At 61.4% G+C, this 21,461-nt stretch carries 19 protein-coding genes and 1 tRNA gene; 8 read left to right on the forward strand and 12 right to left on the reverse strand.

What is annotated here, in order from left to right; all coding sequences use genetic code 11:
• Positions 1 to 24 precede the first annotated feature (24 nt).
• A complete protein-coding gene (locus ACSSVH_RS01430; RefSeq protein WP_169955634.1) occupies positions 25 to 933 on the reverse strand; it encodes an alpha/beta hydrolase family protein in 909 nt (302 codons plus the stop codon).
• Between the two features lie 200 nt (positions 934 to 1,133).
• Between ACSSVH_RS01430 and ACSSVH_RS01435 the strand changes: the two genes are divergently transcribed.
• Positions 1,134 to 2,774 carry an ArnT family glycosyltransferase gene (locus ACSSVH_RS01435; protein WP_172312480.1) on the forward strand — a complete coding sequence of 547 codons (1,641 nt, stop codon included), beginning with the start codon at positions 1,134 to 1,136 and terminating at the stop codon, positions 2,772 to 2,774.
• Positions 2,775 to 2,808: 34 nt separating this feature from the next.
• On the opposite strand, the gene ACSSVH_RS01440 is transcribed toward ACSSVH_RS01435, so the two are convergent.
• The 6 genes from ACSSVH_RS01440 to ACSSVH_RS01465 form a co-directional block, all read right to left on the reverse strand.
• Positions 2,809 to 4,884 (reverse strand): TonB-dependent siderophore receptor, encoded by a 2,076-nt coding sequence (locus ACSSVH_RS01440; RefSeq protein WP_432754909.1) that lies wholly within the window; start codon positions 4,882 to 4,884, stop codon positions 2,809 to 2,811.
• 307 nt (positions 4,885 to 5,191) lie between these two features.
• Positions 5,192 to 5,860 (reverse strand): YajG family lipoprotein, encoded by a 669-nt coding sequence (locus ACSSVH_RS01445; RefSeq protein ID WP_169955637.1) that lies wholly within the window; start codon positions 5,858 to 5,860, stop codon positions 5,192 to 5,194.
• Positions 5,861 to 6,066: 206 nt separating this feature from the next.
• Positions 6,067 to 6,142, reverse strand: a tRNA-Phe gene (locus ACSSVH_RS01450).
• Positions 6,143 to 6,245: 103 nt separating this feature from the next.
• Entirely contained in the window at positions 6,246 to 6,518 is a 273-nt protein-coding gene (locus ACSSVH_RS01455; protein ID WP_038445278.1) for an oxidative damage protection protein, read from the reverse strand.
• Positions 6,515 to 7,582 carry an A/G-specific adenine glycosylase gene (gene mutY, locus ACSSVH_RS01460; protein WP_492633983.1) on the reverse strand — a complete coding sequence of 356 codons (1,068 nt, stop codon included), beginning with the start codon at positions 7,580 to 7,582 and terminating at the stop codon, positions 6,515 to 6,517. Before mutY ends, ACSSVH_RS01455 begins: the two co-directional genes overlap by 4 nt.
• Positions 7,579 to 9,798 carry an AsmA family protein gene (locus ACSSVH_RS01465; protein WP_170042365.1) on the reverse strand — a complete coding sequence of 740 codons (2,220 nt, stop codon included), beginning with the start codon at positions 9,796 to 9,798 and terminating at the stop codon, positions 7,579 to 7,581. Before ACSSVH_RS01465 ends, mutY begins: the two co-directional genes overlap by 4 nt.
• Before the next feature lie 296 nt (positions 9,799 to 10,094).
• Between ACSSVH_RS01465 and ACSSVH_RS01470 the strand changes: the two genes are divergently transcribed.
• The 7 genes from ACSSVH_RS01470 (at position 10,095) to ACSSVH_RS01500 (ending at position 15,862) form a co-directional block, all read left to right on the forward strand.
• A complete protein-coding gene (locus tag ACSSVH_RS01470; RefSeq protein ID WP_169955640.1) occupies positions 10,095 to 11,756 on the forward strand; it encodes an OFA family MFS transporter in 1,662 nt (553 codons plus the stop codon).
• Positions 11,757 to 11,994: 238 nt separating this feature from the next.
• Positions 11,995 to 12,588 carry an imidazoleglycerol-phosphate dehydratase HisB gene (hisB, locus tag ACSSVH_RS01475; RefSeq protein WP_003218037.1) on the forward strand — a complete coding sequence of 198 codons (594 nt, stop codon included), beginning with the start codon at positions 11,995 to 11,997 and terminating at the stop codon, positions 12,586 to 12,588.
• Positions 12,588 to 13,226 carry an imidazole glycerol phosphate synthase subunit HisH gene (gene hisH / locus ACSSVH_RS01480; RefSeq protein WP_492633984.1) on the forward strand — a complete coding sequence of 213 codons (639 nt, stop codon included), beginning with the start codon at positions 12,588 to 12,590 and terminating at the stop codon, positions 13,224 to 13,226. Before hisB ends, hisH begins: the two co-directional genes overlap by 1 nt.
• On the forward strand, positions 13,226 to 13,483 hold the full coding sequence (locus ACSSVH_RS01485) for a DUF2164 domain-containing protein (RefSeq protein ID WP_169955642.1): 258 nt from the start codon (positions 13,226 to 13,228) through the stop codon (positions 13,481 to 13,483). The genes hisH and ACSSVH_RS01485 overlap by 1 nt, the downstream gene beginning before the upstream one ends.
• Before the next feature lie 39 nt (positions 13,484 to 13,522).
• Complete coding sequence (hisA, locus tag ACSSVH_RS01490) at positions 13,523 to 14,260, forward strand: 1-(5-phosphoribosyl)-5-[(5-phosphoribosylamino)methylideneamino]imidazole-4-carboxamide isomerase (protein WP_038445290.1); 738 nt, start codon at positions 13,523 to 13,525, stop codon at positions 14,258 to 14,260.
• 9 nt (positions 14,261 to 14,269) lie between these two features.
• Complete coding sequence (gene hisF / locus ACSSVH_RS01495) at positions 14,270 to 15,040, forward strand: imidazole glycerol phosphate synthase subunit HisF (protein ID WP_003171107.1); 771 nt, start codon at positions 14,270 to 14,272, stop codon at positions 15,038 to 15,040.
• A 66-nt stretch (positions 15,041 to 15,106) separates the two neighbouring features.
• On the forward strand, positions 15,107 to 15,862 hold the full coding sequence (locus ACSSVH_RS01500; RefSeq protein WP_169955643.1) for a substrate-binding periplasmic protein: 756 nt from the start codon (positions 15,107 to 15,109) through the stop codon (positions 15,860 to 15,862).
• Between the two features lie 4 nt (positions 15,863 to 15,866).
• On the opposite strand, the gene ACSSVH_RS01505 is transcribed toward ACSSVH_RS01500, so the two are convergent.
• The 5 genes from ACSSVH_RS01505 to ACSSVH_RS01525 form a co-directional block, all read right to left on the reverse strand.
• Positions 15,867 to 17,126: a Vps62-related protein gene (locus tag ACSSVH_RS01505; protein ID WP_492633985.1), complete on the reverse strand. Its 1,260-nt coding sequence runs from the start codon at positions 17,124 to 17,126 to the stop codon at positions 15,867 to 15,869.
• Between the two features lie 153 nt (positions 17,127 to 17,279).
• Positions 17,280 to 17,828: a hypothetical protein gene (locus ACSSVH_RS01510; protein WP_492633986.1), complete on the reverse strand. Its 549-nt coding sequence runs from the start codon at positions 17,826 to 17,828 to the stop codon at positions 17,280 to 17,282.
• A 63-nt stretch (positions 17,829 to 17,891) separates the two neighbouring features.
• A complete protein-coding gene (locus ACSSVH_RS01515; RefSeq protein WP_172312488.1) occupies positions 17,892 to 18,665 on the reverse strand; it encodes a divergent polysaccharide deacetylase family protein in 774 nt (257 codons plus the stop codon).
• A gap of 1 nt (position 18,666) precedes the next feature.
• Positions 18,667 to 19,974, reverse strand: a complete 1,308-nt coding sequence (locus ACSSVH_RS01520; protein WP_169955646.1) for a S41 family peptidase — start codon at positions 19,972 to 19,974, stop codon at positions 18,667 to 18,669.
• 29 nt (positions 19,975 to 20,003) lie between these two features.
• Positions 20,004 to 21,290, reverse strand: a complete 1,287-nt coding sequence (locus ACSSVH_RS01525) for a murein hydrolase activator EnvC family protein (RefSeq protein ID WP_432754913.1) — start codon at positions 21,288 to 21,290, stop codon at positions 20,004 to 20,006.
• Positions 21,291 to 21,461 lie beyond the last annotated feature (171 nt).

The raw sequence follows: 21,461 nt of genomic DNA on the forward strand, positions 1-21,461 counted from the left end.
GGTCTGGCGAAATCCCAAGGGTTTCTACAGCCGTGACCCCGGTGTGTCGGCCGGCAACTGGCCATGCTGCAACCAGGCCAGTGCAATCGGCCACAACCGATCCTGATATTCGCTACGGAAAAACGCGAAATGCCCGACGGCCTTTTCGCCAATATCCATGGGCGCGATACGCAGGTGCGTGCGCTCGCTGGCCTGGAAGTAGTTCAGCAGACGCTCGATGGCGGGCACCGTGCCAAACGGGTCGTCGCTGATGCTGATCGCCAGGATCTGTGCCTGCACCCGGGCAAAGGGCAACACGCCCAAGGCCCGCCCGCTGGGGCGTGTCTCGTAGGTAGGCGTGGGCGTGCTCCAGTCGCGCACCACCCCGGCGGGCGTGTCTTCCAGCCAGCCCAGGCGCTTGCCCGGGAAATATCCGCACACGGCGGTGACCAGTGGCATCACCAGGTGCCATTTGGCAAACATCCGCCAGCGCCCGTCCGCTTGATAGTCGCGCCAGTAGGCGAACTGCGCCCCTACGGTGACCAAGCGCCTGATCGCCGCCCCCGACGCCCCGAGCCCGGCCGCGCAGCCGCCAAAGCTGTGGCCGACCACATCAATGGGCTGCCCGGCAAACTCGCGCTGCGCCCGTTGCACGATGGCCTCGAAATCCAGCCGGCCCCAGTCTGACCACGAGGCCTTGAACCCGCGCAATGAGCCACTACGCGACTCGCCGATACCGCGATAGTCGTAGGTGATGACGTCCATGCCATTGGCAAACAAGTACGCGGCAAAGCGCGAATAGTGACGGCAGCGTACCGAGGTGGCGGCGTTGATGATCACCACTGGGCGCTCGATGTCGCGGCGGATATGGCGCCAGGTGAAACCGCCGATGGGGTAGTGGTCGGCGGCGGGCTCGCGGAATGTCTCGGGGTGAGGGCGGGTGGGCAGGTTCATGAAAGGCCTTGATCCATGCGCTGTGGATAGGGGGAGTGAGCCAGCATTCTTGTGATCGTTGACGACTTTTTGCTGGCAAGCCAGCGCCTACAGTGAGTTGTTGTCTGTGCCATCGCAATGTTGCGTTTGGTTCAGGCGCGATTCAGGCGTGCTGCCGGCAATATACGCCAGCATCTCCCCCGGCCCTGGCAGGTTAAACCATGGAACACCGCAACCGTTTTCGTGTGGAGGCCCTGGGTGTTTTCCTGGTGGCCTTGTTGTTATTTACCCTGGGCATCTGGGATCAACAGCCGCAAGGGTTTGACGGGCGTTGGGCGGTGTTCATGCAGGAGATGTTCCGCCACGGCGCGAGTCTTTTCCCTACCACCTACGGTGAGCCTTACCCGGATTACCCAGGGACGGCGACTTATTTCAGCCTGCTCTTTGCCCGGTTGTTCGGTGCGCCTAACGACCTGGCTAACGTGCTGCCCACCGCCCTGGCGTCGGCCGGGGTCATGGCCCTGGTCTACCGTTTGCTGGTGCCCTCCGGGCGGGCCTGGGCGTTGCTGACGGTAGTGCTGACGGCCTTGACCGCGCAATTGCTGGAGAAGTCGCGTTCAGTCTGCCTGGACCAGATGGTCTCCCTGCTGTGCCTGGGCTGTTTCTACCTGCTGCACACCGGCGAGCGCCTGGGCTCGCGGCTGCGCCAATACGCAATCTTTCCCCTGTTTGTGGCGGCCTTTGCCATTCGTGGCCCTTTGGGGTTGATCGAGGTCTGTGGTGTTGCCTGCGTGTATTGGGCGCTGGGGCCTGCCCGTTCGCGGGAAGAGAAGATTGGCTTGCTGAAAAAGGTGATTGCCCACGGCGTGATCGGCCTGGTCCTACTCCTTGCCTGTTGGTGGGTGTTGCTGAAGCTGGCGCGGATCACCGGGGGTGATGCTTTTGCCGATGAGGTGATGAAGATGCAGGTGGCCGGCCGCCTGGATGAAAGCGGCGAACCGTTCTACTTCTACTTCAAGCTGAGCCTGTATCGCTACTTCCCGGTGATCCCGCTGGCGCTGGCGACGTTGATTGCCCTGCGCCACACCTGGTCGGCGCGCAATGAAGATGCCGATGTGCGGCTGATGCTGCGCCTGGGCGGCTGTGGCCTGATGATCCTGCTGGGGTTATCGGTGCCGAACTTCAAGCGCGCCTACTACATCCTGCCGATGGTCCCGATGTTTGCCGCGGTGGCGGCCTACGGGCTGCTACAGGCCCGGGGCTGGTTGCTTGGGGTGCGTCGGGGTTATGAGTGGCTGGTGGCGGTCCTGCCGCTGCTGGGGCTTGTCGTGGTCCTGGTCTGCCGGCAGCTGTGGAGCAAGCACGGTTACTGGCCTGATGTTTCAGTGCCGGGATTGATTGCGCTGCTGGTCGTCCTGCAACTGGCGGCGGTGGCTGCCTGGCGTCGTTTGCACGGCCGTGTGGGGCCGCGACTGGTGACGCTCAGCCTGATCGCGCTGGCCACTCAATGGCTGGTACTGGTGACGGTCGTGGAGCCGGCCAAGGATCTGCAATTCGACACCAAAAACTTTGTGGGTGCGGTGGAAAACCTGCGGGCCGAGCACCCCGGACCGTTGGTGTTTCTCAACCTCGGCAAGGACACCTGGGCCATTCGCTACATCATGAACCTGGGCCATGACGAGCAGCCGCTGTTTGTCGGGCGTGACGACCTTGCGCAACTGAACGCGCTGCCGCGTTCGTCCTGGGTCATCGTCGCGCGCAAGGAAACCGAACTGCTGCAGGCCACGCCGCTGGAGCACCTGGCCCCAGCGTTCAATGGGCGACTCAATGACAACCCGTTGTTGGTGTTCCGGGTGCCGTGATCAGCCGCCGCAGTGTCGTGGTCTTACAGCTCGATCAAAAGTTGTAGGCCAGTGTACCGACGAGCGTACGACGGTTACCGATGAAGCAGTCACCTCGTGCCAGGCATGTGGTGTAGTAGGTCTTGTCTTCCAGGTTGGTCGCGTTGAGGCTCAGGTTCCAGTTCTGGTAGCGATACCCGAGCATCGCGTCCACCAGGGTGGAAGACGGTGTTTTCAGCCGGTCGGCCCCATCCCAGCTGGTTCCTACATAGCGAATGCCTGCACCGACGCTGAACCCGGAAATGTCGCCGATGCTGAATCGATGCTGGCTCCATACCGACGCCATGTTCTCTGGAACGCTGGCCAGGCGTTTGCCTTGCTCGGCGGGCGAACCCTTGATGACGGTGGTGTCGGTGTAGCTGTAGGTGCCAATCAGGTCCCAGGCGGGCGTGACTGTCACCAGGGCTTCGAGCTCCAGGCCACGGGCACGGGTTTCACCACTTTGCAGGGTGTTCATCGCATCCAGGGGGTCGGGCATGCGGCGGTTCTGCTCGCGAATGTCATACACCGCAGCGGTGTAGAGACTGTTGCTGCCAACCGGCTGATACTTCACGCCCAGCTCCCACTGTTTGCCCTTGAGCGGTACGTAGGGTTCGAGCGTTCGCCGGTTGAGGCCGATTTGGGGCTGGAATGATTCGCTGTAGCTCAAGTAGGGCGCTATGCCGTTGTCGAACAGATAGGTCAGGCCCGCGCGGCCGGTCAGCTTGTCGTCCTTTTGTCGGGCGCTGCCTTGGGTCTGGCTGGCGGACCAGTCCTTGCGCAGGCCCAGGGTCAACAACCACTGCTCGTATTTGATCTGGTCCTGGGCATAAAGCCCTTTTTGCATGACCCGTTGCTCCGGGTCTGCGGTGAGGCGAATGACAGAGGGGTCAAAGGTGCCATACACCGGGTCGTACACATTCAGTGGTGTTGCCGGGCCGCTGGCGCCGTCCCGGTTGGAGACGGCATGCTGGTAATCGCCTCCCAGCAACAGGGTGTGTTGGAGCGGGCCGGTGTCAAATCGAGCCTCGGCGTTTTGGTCGGCGACCCACACTTTGACCTCGGGTTTGGAAACGTAATAGACGCGGTCGAGGGTCTGGTTATCGGGCTTGAACGGTGGGTTTTTGGCAAATACCGAGTAAATCGATTGGTAGCTGACTTTGCTTTTTTGCCAGCGCAGGTTTTGGCGCAGGGTCCACGTATCGTTCAGATGCCACGAAAATTGCGACGTCAGCGCTGTCTGGTCACTGTCGTATTCGTCAAAGCCTGGCTCGCTGGCGAACCGGTTGCTGTGGATCCGGCCATATGGCGCGTTCCAGACGGTACCTTTGTGTGGGAAGAACTGCGTGGTGGAGCCACTGTCATCGCGCTGGATGTTGGCCAGGAGGGTCCAGTCGATATCGTCGTTGGGGCGCCAGGTCAGCGATGGCATCAGGACCTGGCGGTTGTCTTTGACATGATCAACCTGAGTGTCACTGTCGCGCTGGATCGCCACCAGCCGGTACAGCAGCGTGCCTTGTGGGTTCAGGGAGCCGGTGGTGTCCACGGCGACCTGCTTGCGGTTGTAATTGCCGTACTGCAGTTGCACTTCGGTGTGCTGTTCGGCTTTGGGGCGTTTGCTGACTTGGTTGATCAGTCCCCCCACCGGGCTTTGCCCATACAGCATCGATGCGGGGCCCTTGAGCACTTCAAGGCGCTCCAGGGTGAAGGGGTCGGTGCGCACGTTGGTGTAAGTACCGAAGCTCTGCTGTAAACCATCCAGGAACAGGGCCGGCGAGCTGCCTCGCACTTTCGACCAGTCTCCCCGGCTATCGAGCCCGAAGGTCTCGGCCCGCACCCCGGAAACATACCGCAATGCGTCTTGCACGGTCAGTGCGCCCTGATCGCGCATGCGGTCGGCGCTGATGACGGAGATCGACTGGGGGATCTCAGTGATTGGGGTGTCAGTCTTGACCCCCGTTGCACTGCGCTTGGCAACATAGCCTTTGACCGGGCCGTCGGCCGTTTCTTCTGAGGCGGTTGCCGTAATGCTTTGGCTGGGCAGTTCGAGCTGGCCTTTTTCCTCGGCCGCGAAGGCGGCGGGGGCAAGCATCGAAGCGAATCCTAAGGGGGCAAGGCCAAGTGCCTTCAACCATGAACCTGGCTCGCGTGCAGAAGGCATCGCAGCTCCTTGATTATTTTTAGTGGTGCAGGGGGGGATTTTGCGCGCCAGCTTAAATGATAATAATTGCTATTAGCAACTATGGGCTTCAGTCGAGCCTGGCTTTTTGGCGGGGGGGGGTGTTTGATGCGGGCGACCGGGTGGGGTCGCCCTGTGCGGGGAGGGGCAATCAAGGCTGGCAGTCAGGCAGGACTGCGAAGTGACATTCTTCCTGAACTACCTGGAATGGGGCGACGAACTATTTGCAGCGATACCCCTCGGGCATCGTGACGCTGTAGTTGCGCTGCACACGGTCCTGGAAGTTCAGGTTCTGCAGGCCCTGCTGTACCAGGAAGGCCTCGACCTTGGCCGCTTGGCAGTCCTCGTTGTAGGACGTTACCCGCAGCAGGTACACCGCGCGTTTGCTCGCTTCATCCCGAGCCGTGGCGGTGAAGGTGGTGAGGGTGGTGTAGCCGGTGCGTTCCGAGCTGCCTACCGGGCCATAGGTGGTGTTCGGCGTGCTGGTGCAGATCATCTGGTCGCTTTTTTTCTTGCTGTTCTTGCACACGGTAGAGGTGCTGGTTGGCACCTGCCCATACTCGGTGGCGGTATAGCGGTAGGTCACCTGGTGGCTGTCGATATCGAGGGTGATGGTGATTTTTGGCGTGCGATTCTTGGGCAGGGTCACGTCGGTATAGACCTCGCGAAACCCCTGGTCCTTCATGGCGCTGACCATGTCGCGCAGGTAGTAGCGGGCATTGAGCGCATTCTCGCTATTGCCGCCGACCGATGTCACCAGCACGGGCGCCTGTCGGTCAAAGTGATAGTCCGGATCAGGGGTTGCATTGATCGCGACGTCCATCGTCGTGGCGCATCCGCTGAGCAGCGCTGTCAGCATTAACAGCGTGCAGAACAAATACCGGGTCATGAAGTAACTACCTTGCTGAAGAGTGGATTAAGGCTAGACGGTTGAGCAGCGCGATAAATAACACATCGGATGCCCGTGAGGCTTGGCGTTAACCTAAAAGTAACCAGAGGGGCGCTGGCGCACTAAATCGCAGGCAACAAAAAACCCGCACTAGGCGGGTTTCTTGTGTGTTTCAGATGATGTTTGCACCACCTGAAACTAATAAGTGGTGCCCAGAGACGGAATCGAACCGCCGACACGGGGATTTTCAATCCCCTGCTCTACCGACTGAGCTATCTGGGCAACGGGGCGCATTAAACGGGTTTTTCAGGGGGTCGTCAAGCAAGTTTTCAAAAAATATTTAATTATTACCGTCGCTTACGTGCCAACCCCGGTTTTTGCTCAATTATTGAGCAGGCGGCACGTAGCCGTCGGCCTTGGCGTAATCCTCGCCGGAAAAGTACTTGTCCATCTCGCCCTGCAGATATTTGCGGTCTTCGGCGTTCATCATGTTCAGGCGTTTTTCGTTGATCAGCAGGGTCTGGTGCTTCTGCCAGTCGGCCCAGGCCTTGGCGGAGACGTGGTCGAAAATGTCCTGGCCCTTGGCGCCGGGGAATGGGGCGCGCTCAAGGGCGGGCAGTTCTTCGTGATACTTGCGGCAGATGATGGTGCGGGTCATGACGAAACTCCTGCGTTCAATACGTCGGCCGCGCGCTTCAGCAGTTTTTTCACCGGGGCGGCAAGGCCCAGGCGCGGCGGGGTGGCGAGGTTATACCAGAGCCAGTCGGCCTCGGCCACGTGATGGGCCGATTCCTCGACCTGCACCAGCCAGGGTTCGATAGCCAACTGGAAGTGGCTGAAGGTGTGCACCAGCCCGGGTAGTTCCTGATGTTTGCCCAGCGCCAGTGAGTGCTGGTTGGCCAGGTGTTCCAGGTCGTTCAGGTCGTCCAGTTCCGGCAAGCTCCACAGCCCGCCCCACAGCCCTGTAGAGGGGCGACGGTAAAGCAGGATCGCGCCCTCCTGGTTGGCCAGCATCGGCATCAGCGTGCGCTTTTGCGGGATGGTCTTGCGTGGCTTGGGGATCGGGTAGCGGGTTTCCAGGCCCAGCATGTGCGCCTCGCAGCCCTTTTCCAGGGGGCACAGCAGGCAACTGGGTTTGCTGCGGGTGCAGAGGGTGGCGCCCATGTCCATCATGGCCTGGGTGTAGGCGTTGACGCGGTCGTGGGGGGTAAAGCGCTCGGCAGTGGCCCACAGCTGCTTGGCCACCTTGGGCTCGCCCGGGTAGCCTTCCTGGGCGGTAAAGCGTGCCAGCACGCGCTTGACGTTACCGTCGAGGATCGGCGCGCGCAGGCCCATGCTCAGGCTGGCGATGGCGCCGGCGGTGGACAGGCCGATGCCCGGCAGCTCGGTGAGTTTCTCTACATCGCGGGGAAACTCGCCGCCGTATTCGGCGACGACAATCTTCGCGGTCTTTTGCAGGTTGCGTGCCCGGGTGTAGTAGCCCAGCCCGGTCCACAGGTGCAGCACTTCATCTTCCGGCGCGGCCGCCAGGGCTTCGACCGTTGGCAGCGAAGCCATGAAGCGATCGAAGTAATTGAGCACGGTGCTGACCTGGGTCTGTTGCAGCATGATTTCCGAGACCCACACCCGATACGGGGTGATGCCCTGTTGCCAGGGCAGGTCATGGCGGCCGTGACGGTCGTACCAGTCGAGCACGGCCGCTGAAAATTGCTCGTTTCTCATCGGTTGAACAAACCTTTGAGGGCGTCTTTGAGCTTGGGATTGACCTTGTCGAGCTTCTCTTCAATCTTCTCGCTGAGCTTGTTGCCCGCCATTTTAGCGGCCACCTGGCCCAGGCCGTCCTTGTCCAGGCGGCAGGCCTTGGCACCTAGCTCCAACGGGCCACGGCAGCGCAGCGGTACTTCGATGCCCTGGAAGTTCGAGCCGACCTGGCAGGCCGGGTCCGGCATGTCGCGCTTGTCGCCTTCGACGATGATGCCCACGCGGTAGTCCATGCCCAGTACGCGCAGGTCCACGTCGCCATTGCCGTTGACGGTCAGGCCGGGGATGCGCACTTTCAGGTCCGGGTTGCTGGCCACGCCGTTACGCAAGGTCAGGTTGCCCTTGAGTTCCTGGAACGGGGTGTCCTTGCTGCGCGGTGTGGCGGCCAGGGTCTTGCGGTTGAGCAGGGCAATGCCGGTGCACAGTTGTTGCTCAAGGTTGGCATTGAGCAGCACACCATTGTTGATGACGAAGCTGGCGGTGCCGTTGAGGCTGTCGATCAGCGCTTTCTGGCTGTTGCCACGCCCGCTCAGGTTGCTGTCGAGGGTGATCTGGCCCTTGACCGGCGGGGTTTGCCCCTGGGCCTGCAGGATCCGCTCGACCGGCACTTGCTTGATTTTGGTTTGTAGCGCCAGCACCGGCACATCCTCCCGTGCATCGAGGCTGCCGCTGGCCTGGAACGTGCCGTTGTAGAGACCGCCGCTCAAGGTGTCGAGCTTGAGCTGGCCACCCTGGCCGGAGGCCTTGAGTGCTGCATTCTCGATGGGCAACTGGCTCAGGGTCAGTTGGCCGAAGGACAGGTCGGCAATCACGTCCAGGCTGCGCAGGCGCGCCAGCGGGAGCAGCTTGTCGGTGCTCCAGGCGCCTTTGGTCGGCGCGTCCGGCAACGGCGTGGTGCCACCGGCGGCCATGGCCCCGGCTTCGCTGCTCTGCACTTCGGCCTTGCGCGCAACGGCGGCGCTGTTGGCGGCTTCGGACTTGGCGGGCAGGTAGTGGTCGGCATTGAACGTGTCGGCCTTCAACTGCACGCGCAGGGCTTGCTTGGCAAAGTCCTCCACCGCCAGGCGCCCGGTGAAGGTGCTGCCATCGACTTTGAGGTTGAGGTCTTCCAGGGCCATGCTCGACGGCGTGCCTTGCAGGCGGCTGACCAGTTCGACCTTGCTCAGGCTCTCTGGGGCCATGGCCGGTAGCGGCTGGCCGACGCTGTCGAGGAACTTGGCCAGGTCAAACTGGGCAATCGACAGGGCGCCGCTGATCTGCGGGGTTTTATCCAGGTCGTTGACCTTCAGTTCGCCCAGTGCCCGCAGTTGGTTGAGCGAGAGCTTGAGGCCGGTCCACTCGGCAATGTTTGCCGACAGGTCCACCAGCAACTGGCCCTGGGTGGCAAACGTCACGGTCTTGCCTTGCAGCGGCTCGCCAGTGGCTTCGCCTGCGATTTTCATGTCTTCGAACTGATAGCGCTTGAGGGCACGATCAAAACGCAGCTCGCCGTTGAGCTCGCTCTTGACCCGCATTACCGGCTGGTTGCTGCCGAAGAACGCGGTGAGCTTGACCGGAATGCTTGCGCCTTCATGCACGGCACCGGTGCTCAGTTGGATGCTTTCGGCGCTGAACTGCTTGCCGGTCTGCTCGTCGTTGTACTCGATGCGGGCGTTGTTGACAGTCAGGCTGTCGATGTCCAGGCGGATCGGCTGGGCCGGTTTCTCCGGCGCTGGCGCCGTGGTTGGCGCAGTCGTCGCGGGTGCATCGGCGGTACCGGTAGCCACGACGGGCGGTGCCTTGCCGATATCTTCCCAGTTGCCATGGCCTTGCTTGTCGCGGGTCAGGCGCAGGTTCAGGCCCTCGACGCGCACATCGCTCATCTGCACTTCGCGGCGCAGCAGCGGCAGCACGCGTACCGACAGGCCGAGCATCTGCAGGTCGGCAAACGGTTGGGCAGGATTGCTCAGGGTAGCCACGCTGGCTTCATGCAACTCCAGGCCCAGCCAGGGGAACAGGCTCCAGCCGATATCGCCATTGAGCGTCAGCTCGATGTGGGCCTTGTCGCGGGCAATCTGGCGAATCTCGTCTTTATAGTCGTTGGGATCGAAGAGGTGGGTCAGGGCAAAGCCCAGAGCCACAATGATCAGCAACAGCCCGAGAAGTACCAGACCCAGGATTTTGCCGAACGCTTTCATGGGCGAGTCCTTGTGTGTCGATTTTAAAATTTAGCCGCAGAGTATAACGCCGCGAGGTCCACGGCTGTTTACGCATCGTTACATAGTGTCAAACAAAACAGATGAACCGAAAAAGGTAGTGTCAGTTTGGTTTCTCTCGCTGCGCCAGATGCTAATCTTTGCGCGTTCGCCCGCCTTCTGCGACGAAACGTCGCGCTTACAAGGAGCTTCACTCGACAAAACGGCCACGCATTGCGTGCAAAGGCCGAGGAGGAGAGCGCCTGGCGAACACAGACCAATAACTGGGGGAAACACCAATGAACACTAGCACTGCGGCCGGCGTTACTGCTGCGCAGCCTGCGTTCCTGTCCAAGGAGCGCATCATCGCCAAGCCCGGTTTCAACCGCTGGCTGGTTCCGCCGGCCGCCCTGGCCATCCACTTGTGCATCGGCATGGCCTACGGCTTCTCGGTGTTCTGGCTGCCACTGTCCAAGGCGCTGGGTGTGACCGCGCCGGTGGCTTGTGCGCCGGACATGAGTTTTATCGCGCAGATCTTCTCGTCGTCCTGCGACTGGCCGATTTCCATGCTGGGCTGGATCTACACCCTGTTCTTCATCTTCCTGGGCTGCTCGGCAGCGATCTGGGGCGGCTGGCTGGAACACGCCGGGCCGCGCAAGGCCGGTGTGGTCTCGGCACTGTGCTGGTGTGGTGGCCTGCTGATCTCGGCGCTGGGGATCTATACCCACCAGATCTGGCTGATGTGGCTCGGCTCCGGGGTCATTGGCGGTATCGGCCTGGGCCTGGGCTATATCTCGCCGGTCTCGACCCTGATCAAGTGGTTCCCGGACAAGCGCGGCATGGCCACCGGCATGGCGATCATGGGCTTTGGCGGCGGGGCGATGGTCGGTGCGCCGCTGGCGGCAGCGCTGATGGGCCACTTTGCCTCGCCGACCGGCGTGGGCGTGTGGCAGAGCTTTTTGGTAATGGCCGCGATCTACTTCGTGTTCATGATCGGCGGTGCCTTGTCCTACCGCGTGCCACCGACCGGCTGGAAGCCTGAGGGCTGGACCGCGCCGGCGAAAAAAGCCAGCAACGCGATGATCACCCACCGTCACGTGCACGTGAACGTGGCCTGGAAAACCCCGCAATTTCGCCTGGTCTGGCTGGTGCTGTGCCTGAACGTATCGGCCGGTATCGGCATCCTCGGCATGGCGTCGCCGCTGTTGCAGGAAGTGTTTGGCGGCAAGCTGCTGGGCGTGGACGTGCCATTTGGTCAATTGGATGCCGGGCAACTGGCCTCCATCGCAGCCATCGCGGCCGGTTTCACCGGGCTGCTGAGCCTGTTCAACATTGGTGGGCGGTTCTTCTGGGCGTCGTTTTCCGACTACCTGGGCCGCAAGAACACCTATTTCGTGTTCTTCGCCCTGGGCTTTGCCCTGTATGCGCTGATCCCGAACCTCGGCCACCTGGGCAACGTCTCGCTGTTCGTGGCGGCGTTCTGCATCATCCTGTCGATGTACGGCGGCGGCTTCGCGACCGTACCGGCCTACCTGGCGGACCTGTTCGGCACGCAAATGGTCGGCGCGATCCACGGTCGCCTGCTCACCGCCTGGGCGGCGGCCGGCGTGCTGGGCCCGGTGTTGGTGAACTACTTGCGTGAGTATCAGTTGAGCATCGGCGTCGAACGCGCCGCGGCCTATGACATCACCTTGTACATCCTCGCCGGCCTGCTGGTGCTGGGCTTTATCTGCAACCTGCTGGTACGCCCGGTGGCCGACAAGTACTTCATGACCGACGCCGAACTGGCTGCCGAACAGGCCCTGGGCCATGACAAGGGCGCCGATGCCAGCACTTCCCTGGAGTGGAAAGCAGCCTCTGGCACCGTGCCATTGGCCATTGCTGCCTGGCTGGTTGTAGGTATCCCGCTGGCGTGGGGCGTGTGGGTGACCTTGCAGAAGACTGCAGTGCTATTCCACTGATGTAAAAACCTGTAGGAGCCGGCTTGCCGGCGATGGCGTCAGTGAGGTCGATGCTGATCTTGCGAATGCTTCGCCGGCAAGCCGGCTCCTACAAGGGTTGTTGCGTGCTTGTCGGGGGTTGTATGCACATGTCTATCCCCGACAGGCCGTCAGTCTTATCCCCTTCGATGTTTCTGTTTAGCGCCCGCAGCCCCTATAATGGCCACCTTTTTCGCCCAATGATTTTGCGGAGCTGGTGATGGCCGAACGTAAGGCGTCCGTCGAGCGCGACACTCTGGAAACCCAGATCAAAGCCTCGATCAACCTGGATGGCACCGGAAAGGCCCGATTTGATATCGGTGTCCCTTTTCTTGAGCACATGCTGGATCAAATCGCCCGTCATGGGCTGATCGACCTGGATATCGTCAGCAAGGGCGACCTGCATATCGACGACCACCACACCGTGGAGGATGTCGGCATCACCCTCGGCCAGGCGTTTGCCAAGGCCATCGGCGACAAAAAAGGCATCCGCCGTTACGGCCACGCCTATGTCCCGCTGGATGAGGCGCTGTCGCGTGTGGTCATCGACTTCTCGGGCCGCCCAGGCCTGCAGATGCACGTGCCCTACACCCGCGCCACCGTGGGCGGCTTTGATGTGGACCTGTTCCAGGAGTTCTTCCAGGGCTTCGTCAACCACGCCCTGGTCAGCCTGCACATCGACAACCTGCGCGGCACCAACACCCACCACCAGATCGAAACCGTGTTCAAGGCTTTCGGCCGCGCCCTGCGCATGGCGGTGGAGCTGGATGACCGCATGGCCGGGCAAATGCCGTCGACCAAGGGCGTTCTGTAATGCAGACGGTCGCGGTTATCGACTACGGCATGGGCAACCTGCATTCGGTGGCCAAGGCCCTCGAACACGTCGGTGCCGGCAAGGTGCTGATCACCAGCGATGCGCAGGTGATCCGCGAAGCCGACCGTGTGGTGTTCCCCGGTGTGGGCGCGATTCGCGATTGCATGGCCGAAATCCGCCGCCTGGGCTTTGACAGCCTGGTGCGCGAAGTCAGCCAGGACCGGCCGTTCCTCGGGATCTGCGTGGGCATGCAAGCCTTGCTCGACCGCAGTGAAGAGAACGGCGGCGTCGACTGCATCGGCCTGTTCCCGGGGGATGTGAAGTTCTTCGGCAAGGACCTGCACGAAGACGGCGAACACCTGAAAGTCCCGCACATGGGCTGGAACGAAGTGCGCCGCACCATCGATCACCCGTTGTGGCACGACATCCCGGACATGGCGCGTTTCTACTTCGTGCACAGCTACTACATCGCCGCCGGTAACCCGCGCCAGGTGGTGGGTGGCGGGCACTACGGCGTCGATTTCGCCGCAGCCCTGGCCGAAGGCTCGCGCTTTGCCGTGCAGTTCCACCCGGAGAAAAGCCATACCCATGGCCTGCAGTTGCTGCAGAACTTCGCCAGCTGGGACGGGCGCTGGTAATGGCCAAGAAGATCAAGCCGCCTATCCTCAACCTCACTCCCCAGCAGGAGAGTGAGGCGACCGACAAGATCAAGCGTTTCATGGAAGACCGCTTCGAGCTCCGTCTCGGGTCGTTCGAGGTGGCTGAGATCCTCGAACTGTTCACCACTGAAATTGCTCCGCACTATTACAACAGGGCGATTTTCGATGCCCAGACGCACCTTAAAGAAAGGTTCGAGAGCATCGAAAGCGACTTGTGGGCGCTCGAAAAACCCTGATTTTCCGAGCAATGCTGAATATCGAATAAGGTTTGCCAGATGCTGATTATCCCCGCTATCGATCTCAAGGACGGCGCTTGCGTACGTCTGCGCCAGGGCCGCATGGAAGATTCCACGGTGTTCTCCGATGACCCGGTGAGCATGGCTGCCAAGTGGGTGGAGGGCGGCTGCCGTCGCCTGCATCTGGTGGACTTGAACGGCGCCTTCGAAGGCCAGCCGGTCAATGGCGAAGTGGTGACGGCCATCGCCAAGCGCTACCCGAACCTGCCGATCCAGATCGGTGGCGGTATCCGCTCCCTGGAAACCATCGAGCACTACGTCAAGGCGGGCGTGAGCTACGTGATCATCGGCACCAAGGCCGTGAAAGACCCGGCCTTCGTCGCCGAGGCCTGCCGCGCGTTCCCGGGCAAGGTCATCGTGGGCCTGGACGCCAAGGATGGTTTCGTCGCTACAGACGGCTGGGCGCAAATCAGCACCGTGCAGGTAATCGACCTGGCCAAGCAGTTCGAAGCCGATGGTGTGTCCGCCATCGTTTATACCGACATCGCCAAAGACGGCATGATGCAGGGCTGCAACGTACCGTTTACCGCGGCGCTGGCGGCTGCCACCAAAATCCCGGTGATCGCTTCCGGTGGTATCCACAACCTGGGCGATATCAAGTCGCTGCTGGACGCCAAGGCGCCGGGGATCATTGGCGCCATCACGGGCCGCGCGATCTACGAAGGCACCCTGGACGTCGCCGAAGCCCAGGCTTACTGCGATGCCTACAAAGGCTGAGGACTGACCATGGCGCTGGCCAAACGCATCATCCCTTGCCTGGACGTCGACAACGGTCGGGTGGTCAAGGGCGTCAAGTTCGAGAACATCCGTGACGCCGGCGACCCGGTGGAAATTGCCCGTCGCTACGACGAGCAGGGTGCCGACGAGATTACCTTTCTCGACATCACCGCCAGCGTCGACGGCCGCGACACCACGCTCCATACCGTGGAGCGCATGGCCAGCCAGGTGTTTATCCCGCTGACCGTGGGCGGTGGCGTGCGCACCGTGCAAGATATCCGCAACCTGCTTAACGCGGGTGCAGACAAGGTTTCGATCAACACTGCGGCGGTGTTCAACCCGGAGTTTGTCGGCGAGGCCGCGCAGCATTTCGGTTCACAATGCATCGTCGTCGCCATCGACGCCAAGAAAGTCTCAGGCCCCGGTGAAACCCCGCGTTGGGAGATATTCACCCACGGCGGGCGCAAGCCTACCGGCCTGGATGCGGTGGAGTGGGCGATGAAGATGGAAGGCCTGGGCGCCGGTGAGATTTTGCTGACCAGCATGGACCAGGACGGCATGAAAAATGGCTTCGACCTGGGCGTGACCCGCGCCATCAGCGATGCGCTGGGCATTCCGGTGATCGCTTCCGGTGGTGTGGGTAACCTGCAACACCTGGCCGATGGCGTCATCGAAGGCCACGCCAGTGCGGTGTTGGCGGCGAGCATTTTCCACTTTGGCGAATACACCGTTCCCGAGGCCAAGGCCTACATGGCTGCACGCGGCATCGTCGTACGCTAAACGCCACTGGACACCATGACAGGCTCGCGGCACTCTGGGGCCTGCCATGGATTCCGGTAACCCTACATGTTCAAAGACCTGCTGCTTGCCCTCGCCAGTTCTTCCATTCTGTTGGCGGGCTCGGCCAACGCCGCCGAGCCTTCCGGCACCTCCCTGGTGCTGCTGACGGAAAACTTTCCGCCTTACAACATGGCGAAAAACGGCAAGAATTTTGCCAAGGACGAGAACATCGAAGGCATTGCGGTGGACATTGTCCGCGAGACCTTCAAGCAGGCCGGCATTTCCTACAACCTCACGTTGCGCTTCCCCTGGGAGCGGATCTATAAACTCGCCCTGGAACAGCCAGGCTACGGCGTATTCGTGATGGCGCGCCTGCCGGACCGCGAAGCGTTGTTCAAGTGGGTCGGACCCATCGGCCCGGATGACTGGGTGCTGCTGGCCAGGGCCGACAGCAGCATCCAACTGACCGACCTTGAGCACGCCCGCACCTACAAGATCGGTGCCTATAAAGGCGATGCCATTGCCCAGACCCTGGAAAAACGCGGGCTCAAGCCGATTATCGTGCTGCGCGACCAGGACAATGCGCAAAAGCTCATGGAGGGGCAGATCGACCTCTGGGCCACCGGCGACCCCGCCGGGCGGTATCTGGCGCGCCAGGTCGGTGTTTCCGGGCTCAAGACGGTGCTGCGCTTCAACAGTGCCCAGCTGTATCTGGCACTGAACAAGGACGTGCCGGATGAGGTGGTGGCCAAACTGCAGGCGGCGCTGGACCAGCTACGTAAGGAAGGCGTGGTCGATCAGATTATGGCGCGCTATCTCTAGCGGTTCATGAGGCAGGCGCTGGCAACGGCTTGCAAGTGACCGCGCATTCACGGGCCGGTGGGTATTCGCTCCAATACACACTGTCACCGTCTGTGTAGCTGATGCTAGTTGACACTTGCGTACCGTTTTCCCGCAGCAGCTTGTAATTGCTTTGCACCAGATAGACGGCTACCGCCTTGTGCGCGGGAACTGTGGCGTTGACTTCAAAAGTGGTCGAGCTGGTCCACCCTTCGGAGGACGTTTGCGTGTGCGTGAGGCTGCCGCTGAGTTTTGCCGAGACCTTGCCCGAAGCGCCCCACACGTTGAAACCCCATTCAGTGCCAATTTCGATGGCCGTGGTGTCGGTCAGTGTCTTGAGGCTACTGCCGTTCTGCCCTCGCGTAGCGGTCCATTTGAAGGTCTGGTTCAGCGAGCTGTTGTTATGACCAAACCCGACCAATATGTATTTGTCCGATCGTTCCAGTCGGTAAGTGGGGGACGTACGCAGTTGTTGGAGGGGCGACAGATTGGGGTCCGTGACGGTAAACCAGGCCAGTTTTGCGATATAGGTCACTTCGGCCTTTTCGAAAGGCGACGGCTGTCGCTCGCTTGCAAGTGCTGGCGCCGGAGGCGGGGCCTTGGCCTGCAGGGGGATCTGCATGCGCAATGAATAAGCCGCAATGTGTACCGAGGGTTTGGTATAGCTGGCGACTCCGACAAAGGTTCCTGCCGACAGGTACACCTCGCCTGCCGCCGCCCCTGGAGGGCTGATGCCCCAGGCGCTGAAGTCCAGACGGGCGGGGCTGCGCTTGTTGTTCCAGATCGGGTCGCTGATGTATGAGGCAATCACCAGATCCGCTCGAACGCACCGGATTGTGTTGAGTGAGGGCTTTTCGTAGCCGTCAGTGGCCACCAGTCCCATTGCTACATAGCCGGTGGGTGGAAGCGGGCGCCAGATGGCCCCGTTCGAATGGGCACTGGAGCCTTTGTCATCCCACACTTTTTCGAACTCGATGGGTGGCATGAGTGCGTTGCCTTTACTGCGCTCTTCTTCGGTTAGTGCAGGGGCCTCCGATACCACAGCGACCGTGGCTTTATGGTTGATACCGTCGTGTCCGGCAACCGCATGGTCGCCGAGCGGAAAATAGTCGGTGAGGAAGTCGGCGGACGGTACCGGGCGCCAAAAACTGACGGGTGATGCGTTGGGTGAACCCTTGTTGTCCCAGAGTCGACTGAACTCCGTTGTGAAATTAATGAGCAGATTGCCAAATTTTATCGATTCCATTCGTGGGGCTCCGGTTGTTAGCGAGGCTTTATGAAGTCAACCCGCAGGGTTGAGGGTTGGTCGGCCTGATCACAGGCATAGGTGCAGACTTTGACAGGCTTGTTATTTACAAAAAGGATCTTGGTGAGGTGGTCCTCTGGCCCGCTGACCGCGTCATCGAGTGGGCGAAACAGAGCGATGGGTTCTGGGCGGTTTGCGGGCCAATAGGGTCGTTGATATAGGCGTTGCGGGCGTCGATAGGCGCGCTGTCAGGGCCAGAATGTCAGCGCCATCGGCGGGCGCGGCCTCAGCCAGTTTCAAGGGCGTGATCCCATCGTCAATCAGGCTTGCCAGCGAGGTGTGCAGCTCGACGATGGCCAGGTCCACCCCTTGGCTGCTGCTCCACTTGAGGGTTTTGAGTGGATAAGCCTTGATGGTTTCCAGGGTGTCGTCGAAATAGTTGAAGTTGACGCTGCCCGTGATCGGCAGATCCTCATGCACCAGACCGCCGAGACGATGCAGACAATGGCTGCTGCTCACCACATAGGCCGGACCGGATTTTCCGTGCGCATTGCGCGTATCCAGCAGGCTGGCGGTACACAGGGCCTGGCTTTGGTGCTGTTGCCGGTTATTGTGCAGAAACCTGGGCGCGGCGATGAGGGCTGTGTAAAGGGTACTGGGCAACAGCCCAGAGAGAAGGTGTCGAGAGGGGGTCATGATCATCCTGATAGTTGAGTGTTGTCCGCTCACTATTCAGGTGTTCACGTGCGGCGGTGCGGTAGCTATCTAGCGGTAGATGCCATTTTTGCCGTGGCCGCTCATGGCCTGGTTGCTGCGCACACTGATCATCAGCTTGATATCAATCCACTCGACGCCCTGGGCCTTGAGCTTGGGCAGCTCGCGCTCCAGCACCGCCAGGGTCTGTGGGTATGGGTGGCCGATCATCACTGCCGAACCCTGTTTGTGCGCCAGCTTGATAGCCGTCTGCAACTGCGTGGTGATGGCCGCTTCGGTGCGTTCGTCATCCAGAAATACATCCCGCGAGACGTGGGCCAGGTTGATCTTCTGTGCCTCGGCGGCGGCCACGGTCTTGGCGCTGGTGCGGCTGTCGACGAAAAACTTGTGCCGGCGCTGCAACTCGCCCATCAACCACGCCATGGCGCCTGGCTCAGCGGTCATGCGGCTGCCCATATGGTTGTTGATGCCGGCGGTGTAGGGCACGGCCTTGAACGCTGCATCCAGGCGCTTGCCCAGTTCTTCGACAGGCAGCTCGGGGTGCCAGGCGAACGGGCCGGTGGCCGGGTCCATGGGCATGTGCAGGATCACGATCTTGCCGGCGCGATGGGCTTCGCGGGCGAACTCGGCGGCGTGCGGGGTATCGGGCATGATCGCCGCCGTCACCGGGCCGGGCAGGGCCAGCACGCGACGATCCCTGGGCAGGTTTTGCCCAAGGTCGTCGATGATCAGGGTCAGGTAGGCTTTGCGGGGCTGGTCGGCAGGAGTCGCTTGGGCGACTCCTGCCAGGCTGCACAACAGTGCGAGGATGAGCGCAAAACGCATATCAACGGCTGCGCGTAATGCTCAGGCCCTTGAGCAGGCTCAACGCCTGGGCCAGTTGGTAGTCGTCGTCCTGTGGCATGGGCTTGGCTTTCGGGCCGCTGCCGCTTGGCTGGTCGGCGCCGCCGTTGCCATTGCCCAGGTGACCTTGCAGGTCGGCTTCCTTGAAGTATTCGTTGTCGCTCTCGTTGGTGATCTTGGCCCGACGCACCTCGATATCCGGCACGATGCCCTGGGCCTGGATCGAACGACCATTAGGCGTGTAGTACAGCGCCGTGGTGATCTTCAGCGCACGCTCGTTGTTCAGCGGCAGCACGGTTTGCACCGAGCCCTTGCCGAAGCTGGTGGTGCCCATCAGTACACCGCGTTTCTGGTCTTGCAGGGCGCCGGCGACGATTTCCGAGGCCGAGGCGCTGCCGCCGTTGATCAGCACCGCCAGCGGGACGTTTTCGCTGAGGTCCTTGCCGGTGGCCGAGAAGCGCAGTTCGGAGTTGGCGATGCGGCCCTTGGTGTAGACGATCAAGCCTTTGGTGATGAAGTGGTCGACCACTTCCACTGCCGATTGCAGCACGCCGCCGGGGTTGTTGCGCAGGTCCAGGACAATGCCGTTGAGCTTCTTGCCGTTGTCCTTGCGCAGCTTGGCCAGGGCCTTGGCCACTTCGTCGCCGGTCTTGACCTGGAACTGGGTGATGCGGATGTAGCCGTAACCCGATTCCAGCAACTGGCTCTTCACGCTCTTGACCACGATGGTGGCGCGGGTCAGGGTCACGTCAAACGGGCTGCCGCCGTCACGCACCAAGGTCAGGGTGATTTTCTGGCCGACCTTGCCGCGCATCTTGTCGACGGCTTCGGTCATGGTCTGGCCACGGGTCGGCTGGCCATTGATCTTGACGATCAGGTCGCCGGCCTGGATGCCGGCCTTGGACGCCGGGGTGTCATCGATTGGCGACACCACCTTGATGATGCCGTCCTCGGCGCCGACCTCGATGCCCAGGCCACCGAATTCGCCGCTGGTGCTTTCCTGCAGCTCGGCGAAATCTTCCGGACCCAGGTAGGCAGAGTGCGGGTCGAGGTTGCTGAGCATGCCTTTGATGGCATTTTCCAGCAGGGTCTTGTCGTCCACAGGTTCGACATAGGCTGCCTTGATCCGGTCCATGACCTCGGCAAAGGTGCGCAATTCGTCCAGCGGCAGCGGTGCCTTGGTGGTCGCGGCCGTGGCTGACGGGGCGGTCTGGTCGGCGAATGCCATAGGCGCGCCGATCACCAGGGCGATCGTCAGGGCCAGCGAAGTGAGGCGGGACAAATGCAGCATGTCGAACGAACTCCTAATGTAGGTGCGGCCTATCCTTGGGCGCGACACCATTGTGCAGGGTCGCTCGGGCGGCCCTGCTGACGAATAGCGAAGTACAGCGCCGGGGTGTCCTGGCCGCCACTGTTACCGACAGTGGAGATGGATTCACCGGCTTTTACAACATCACCTGCGGCCTTGAGTAACGTCTGATTGTGGCCGTAAAGGCTCAAATAGCCATTGCCGTGGTCAAGAATCACCAGCAAACCGGCGCCGCGCAGCCAATCGGCGAACACCACGCGCCCGCCGTGCACGGCATGCACCTGGCTGCCCGCAGAGGCGCTGATCATCACGCCATCCCACTTGGTGCGGGTGTCATCGCCACGGGTTTCACCAAAGCGTGCCAGTAGTCGACCATCAACTGGCCATGGAAGTTTGCCTCGGGCAGTAGCAAAAGGCCCGCCAAACGATTCACCGGCGCTGGAAACCAGTGGGCCGGGGGCTGCACGCGCCGGTTTACGCGGGGCGTCGCTGGCGAGCGCCTCGGCTTCACGCTGGCGCTGTTTTTCTGCTTCCTGCTGGGCGATCAGCGCTTTCTGCCGCGCTTGTTCGGCTTCGCGGGCCTGGCGTGCCAGGGTTTCCTCGATGGTTTTCAGTACTTTGGCCAGGTCGGCCTGGTCCTGCTGGCGCGCCTGCAACTTGGCATCACGGGCTTTTACGTCACTGTTGAGCTTGGCCAGGGCCTGTTGGCGTTCCTTGCGCACCTTGTCCAGCTCGTCGCGCTGGGTGTCGAGGCTGCTTTTCTGGGCCAGTAACTGGCTTTGCTGATCGGCGATTTCCTGCTCGACGTTGGCCAACTGGCGCAGGGTCTCGTTGAAGCTCTTGAGTTGCTCCAGGCGCGCGGTGCTCAGGTAGTCGTAGTAGGTCAGGGTGCGGGCGAATTTTTCCGGGTTCTGCTGGTTGAGCAGCAGCTTGAGGTACTCCTGGCGGCCGTTCTGGTAGGCGGCACGGGCCTGGATTGCGATCAGGCGTTGCTGTTCAACGCGCGCGCTCTGGAGTTTTTTTTTCTCACCGTCGAGTCGCTCCAGTTCCGACTCGCTCTTCTTTAGTTCTTTTTGCAGCTCCTGGACCTGCTTCTCCAGCTTGCCCATTTCGGTTTCCGTGCCGCGCAGGTCTTTCTGCACCCCGGATTTTTCTTCCTGGAGCTTGCCGAGCAGTTTCTTCAGCTCGGTAATGTCCTGACGCGTAGCGTCCAACTGTTGTTGGGTTTGCGCACGCTCGTCGGCCAAGGCCGGTTGGAGCACGCAGACAAGAGCAAGGGTAATCAAGGCGCGAAGCATAGAGGCGGGCGACACCAGGGAAAGGGACGGCCTAGTATGCCCGCCCCACGCTGCAAAAAAAACGCCCAATGGGTAAGTTAGCTGCCATACGGCAGGGTATGGCTAAACGCCACCCTCAAAAACACCTCTAACTCACTGTAGGAGCTGGCTTGCCAGCGATGGAGGCCTTGA

The sequence above is a fragment of the Pseudomonas sp. HC1(2025) genome (genome assembly GCF_058742075.1).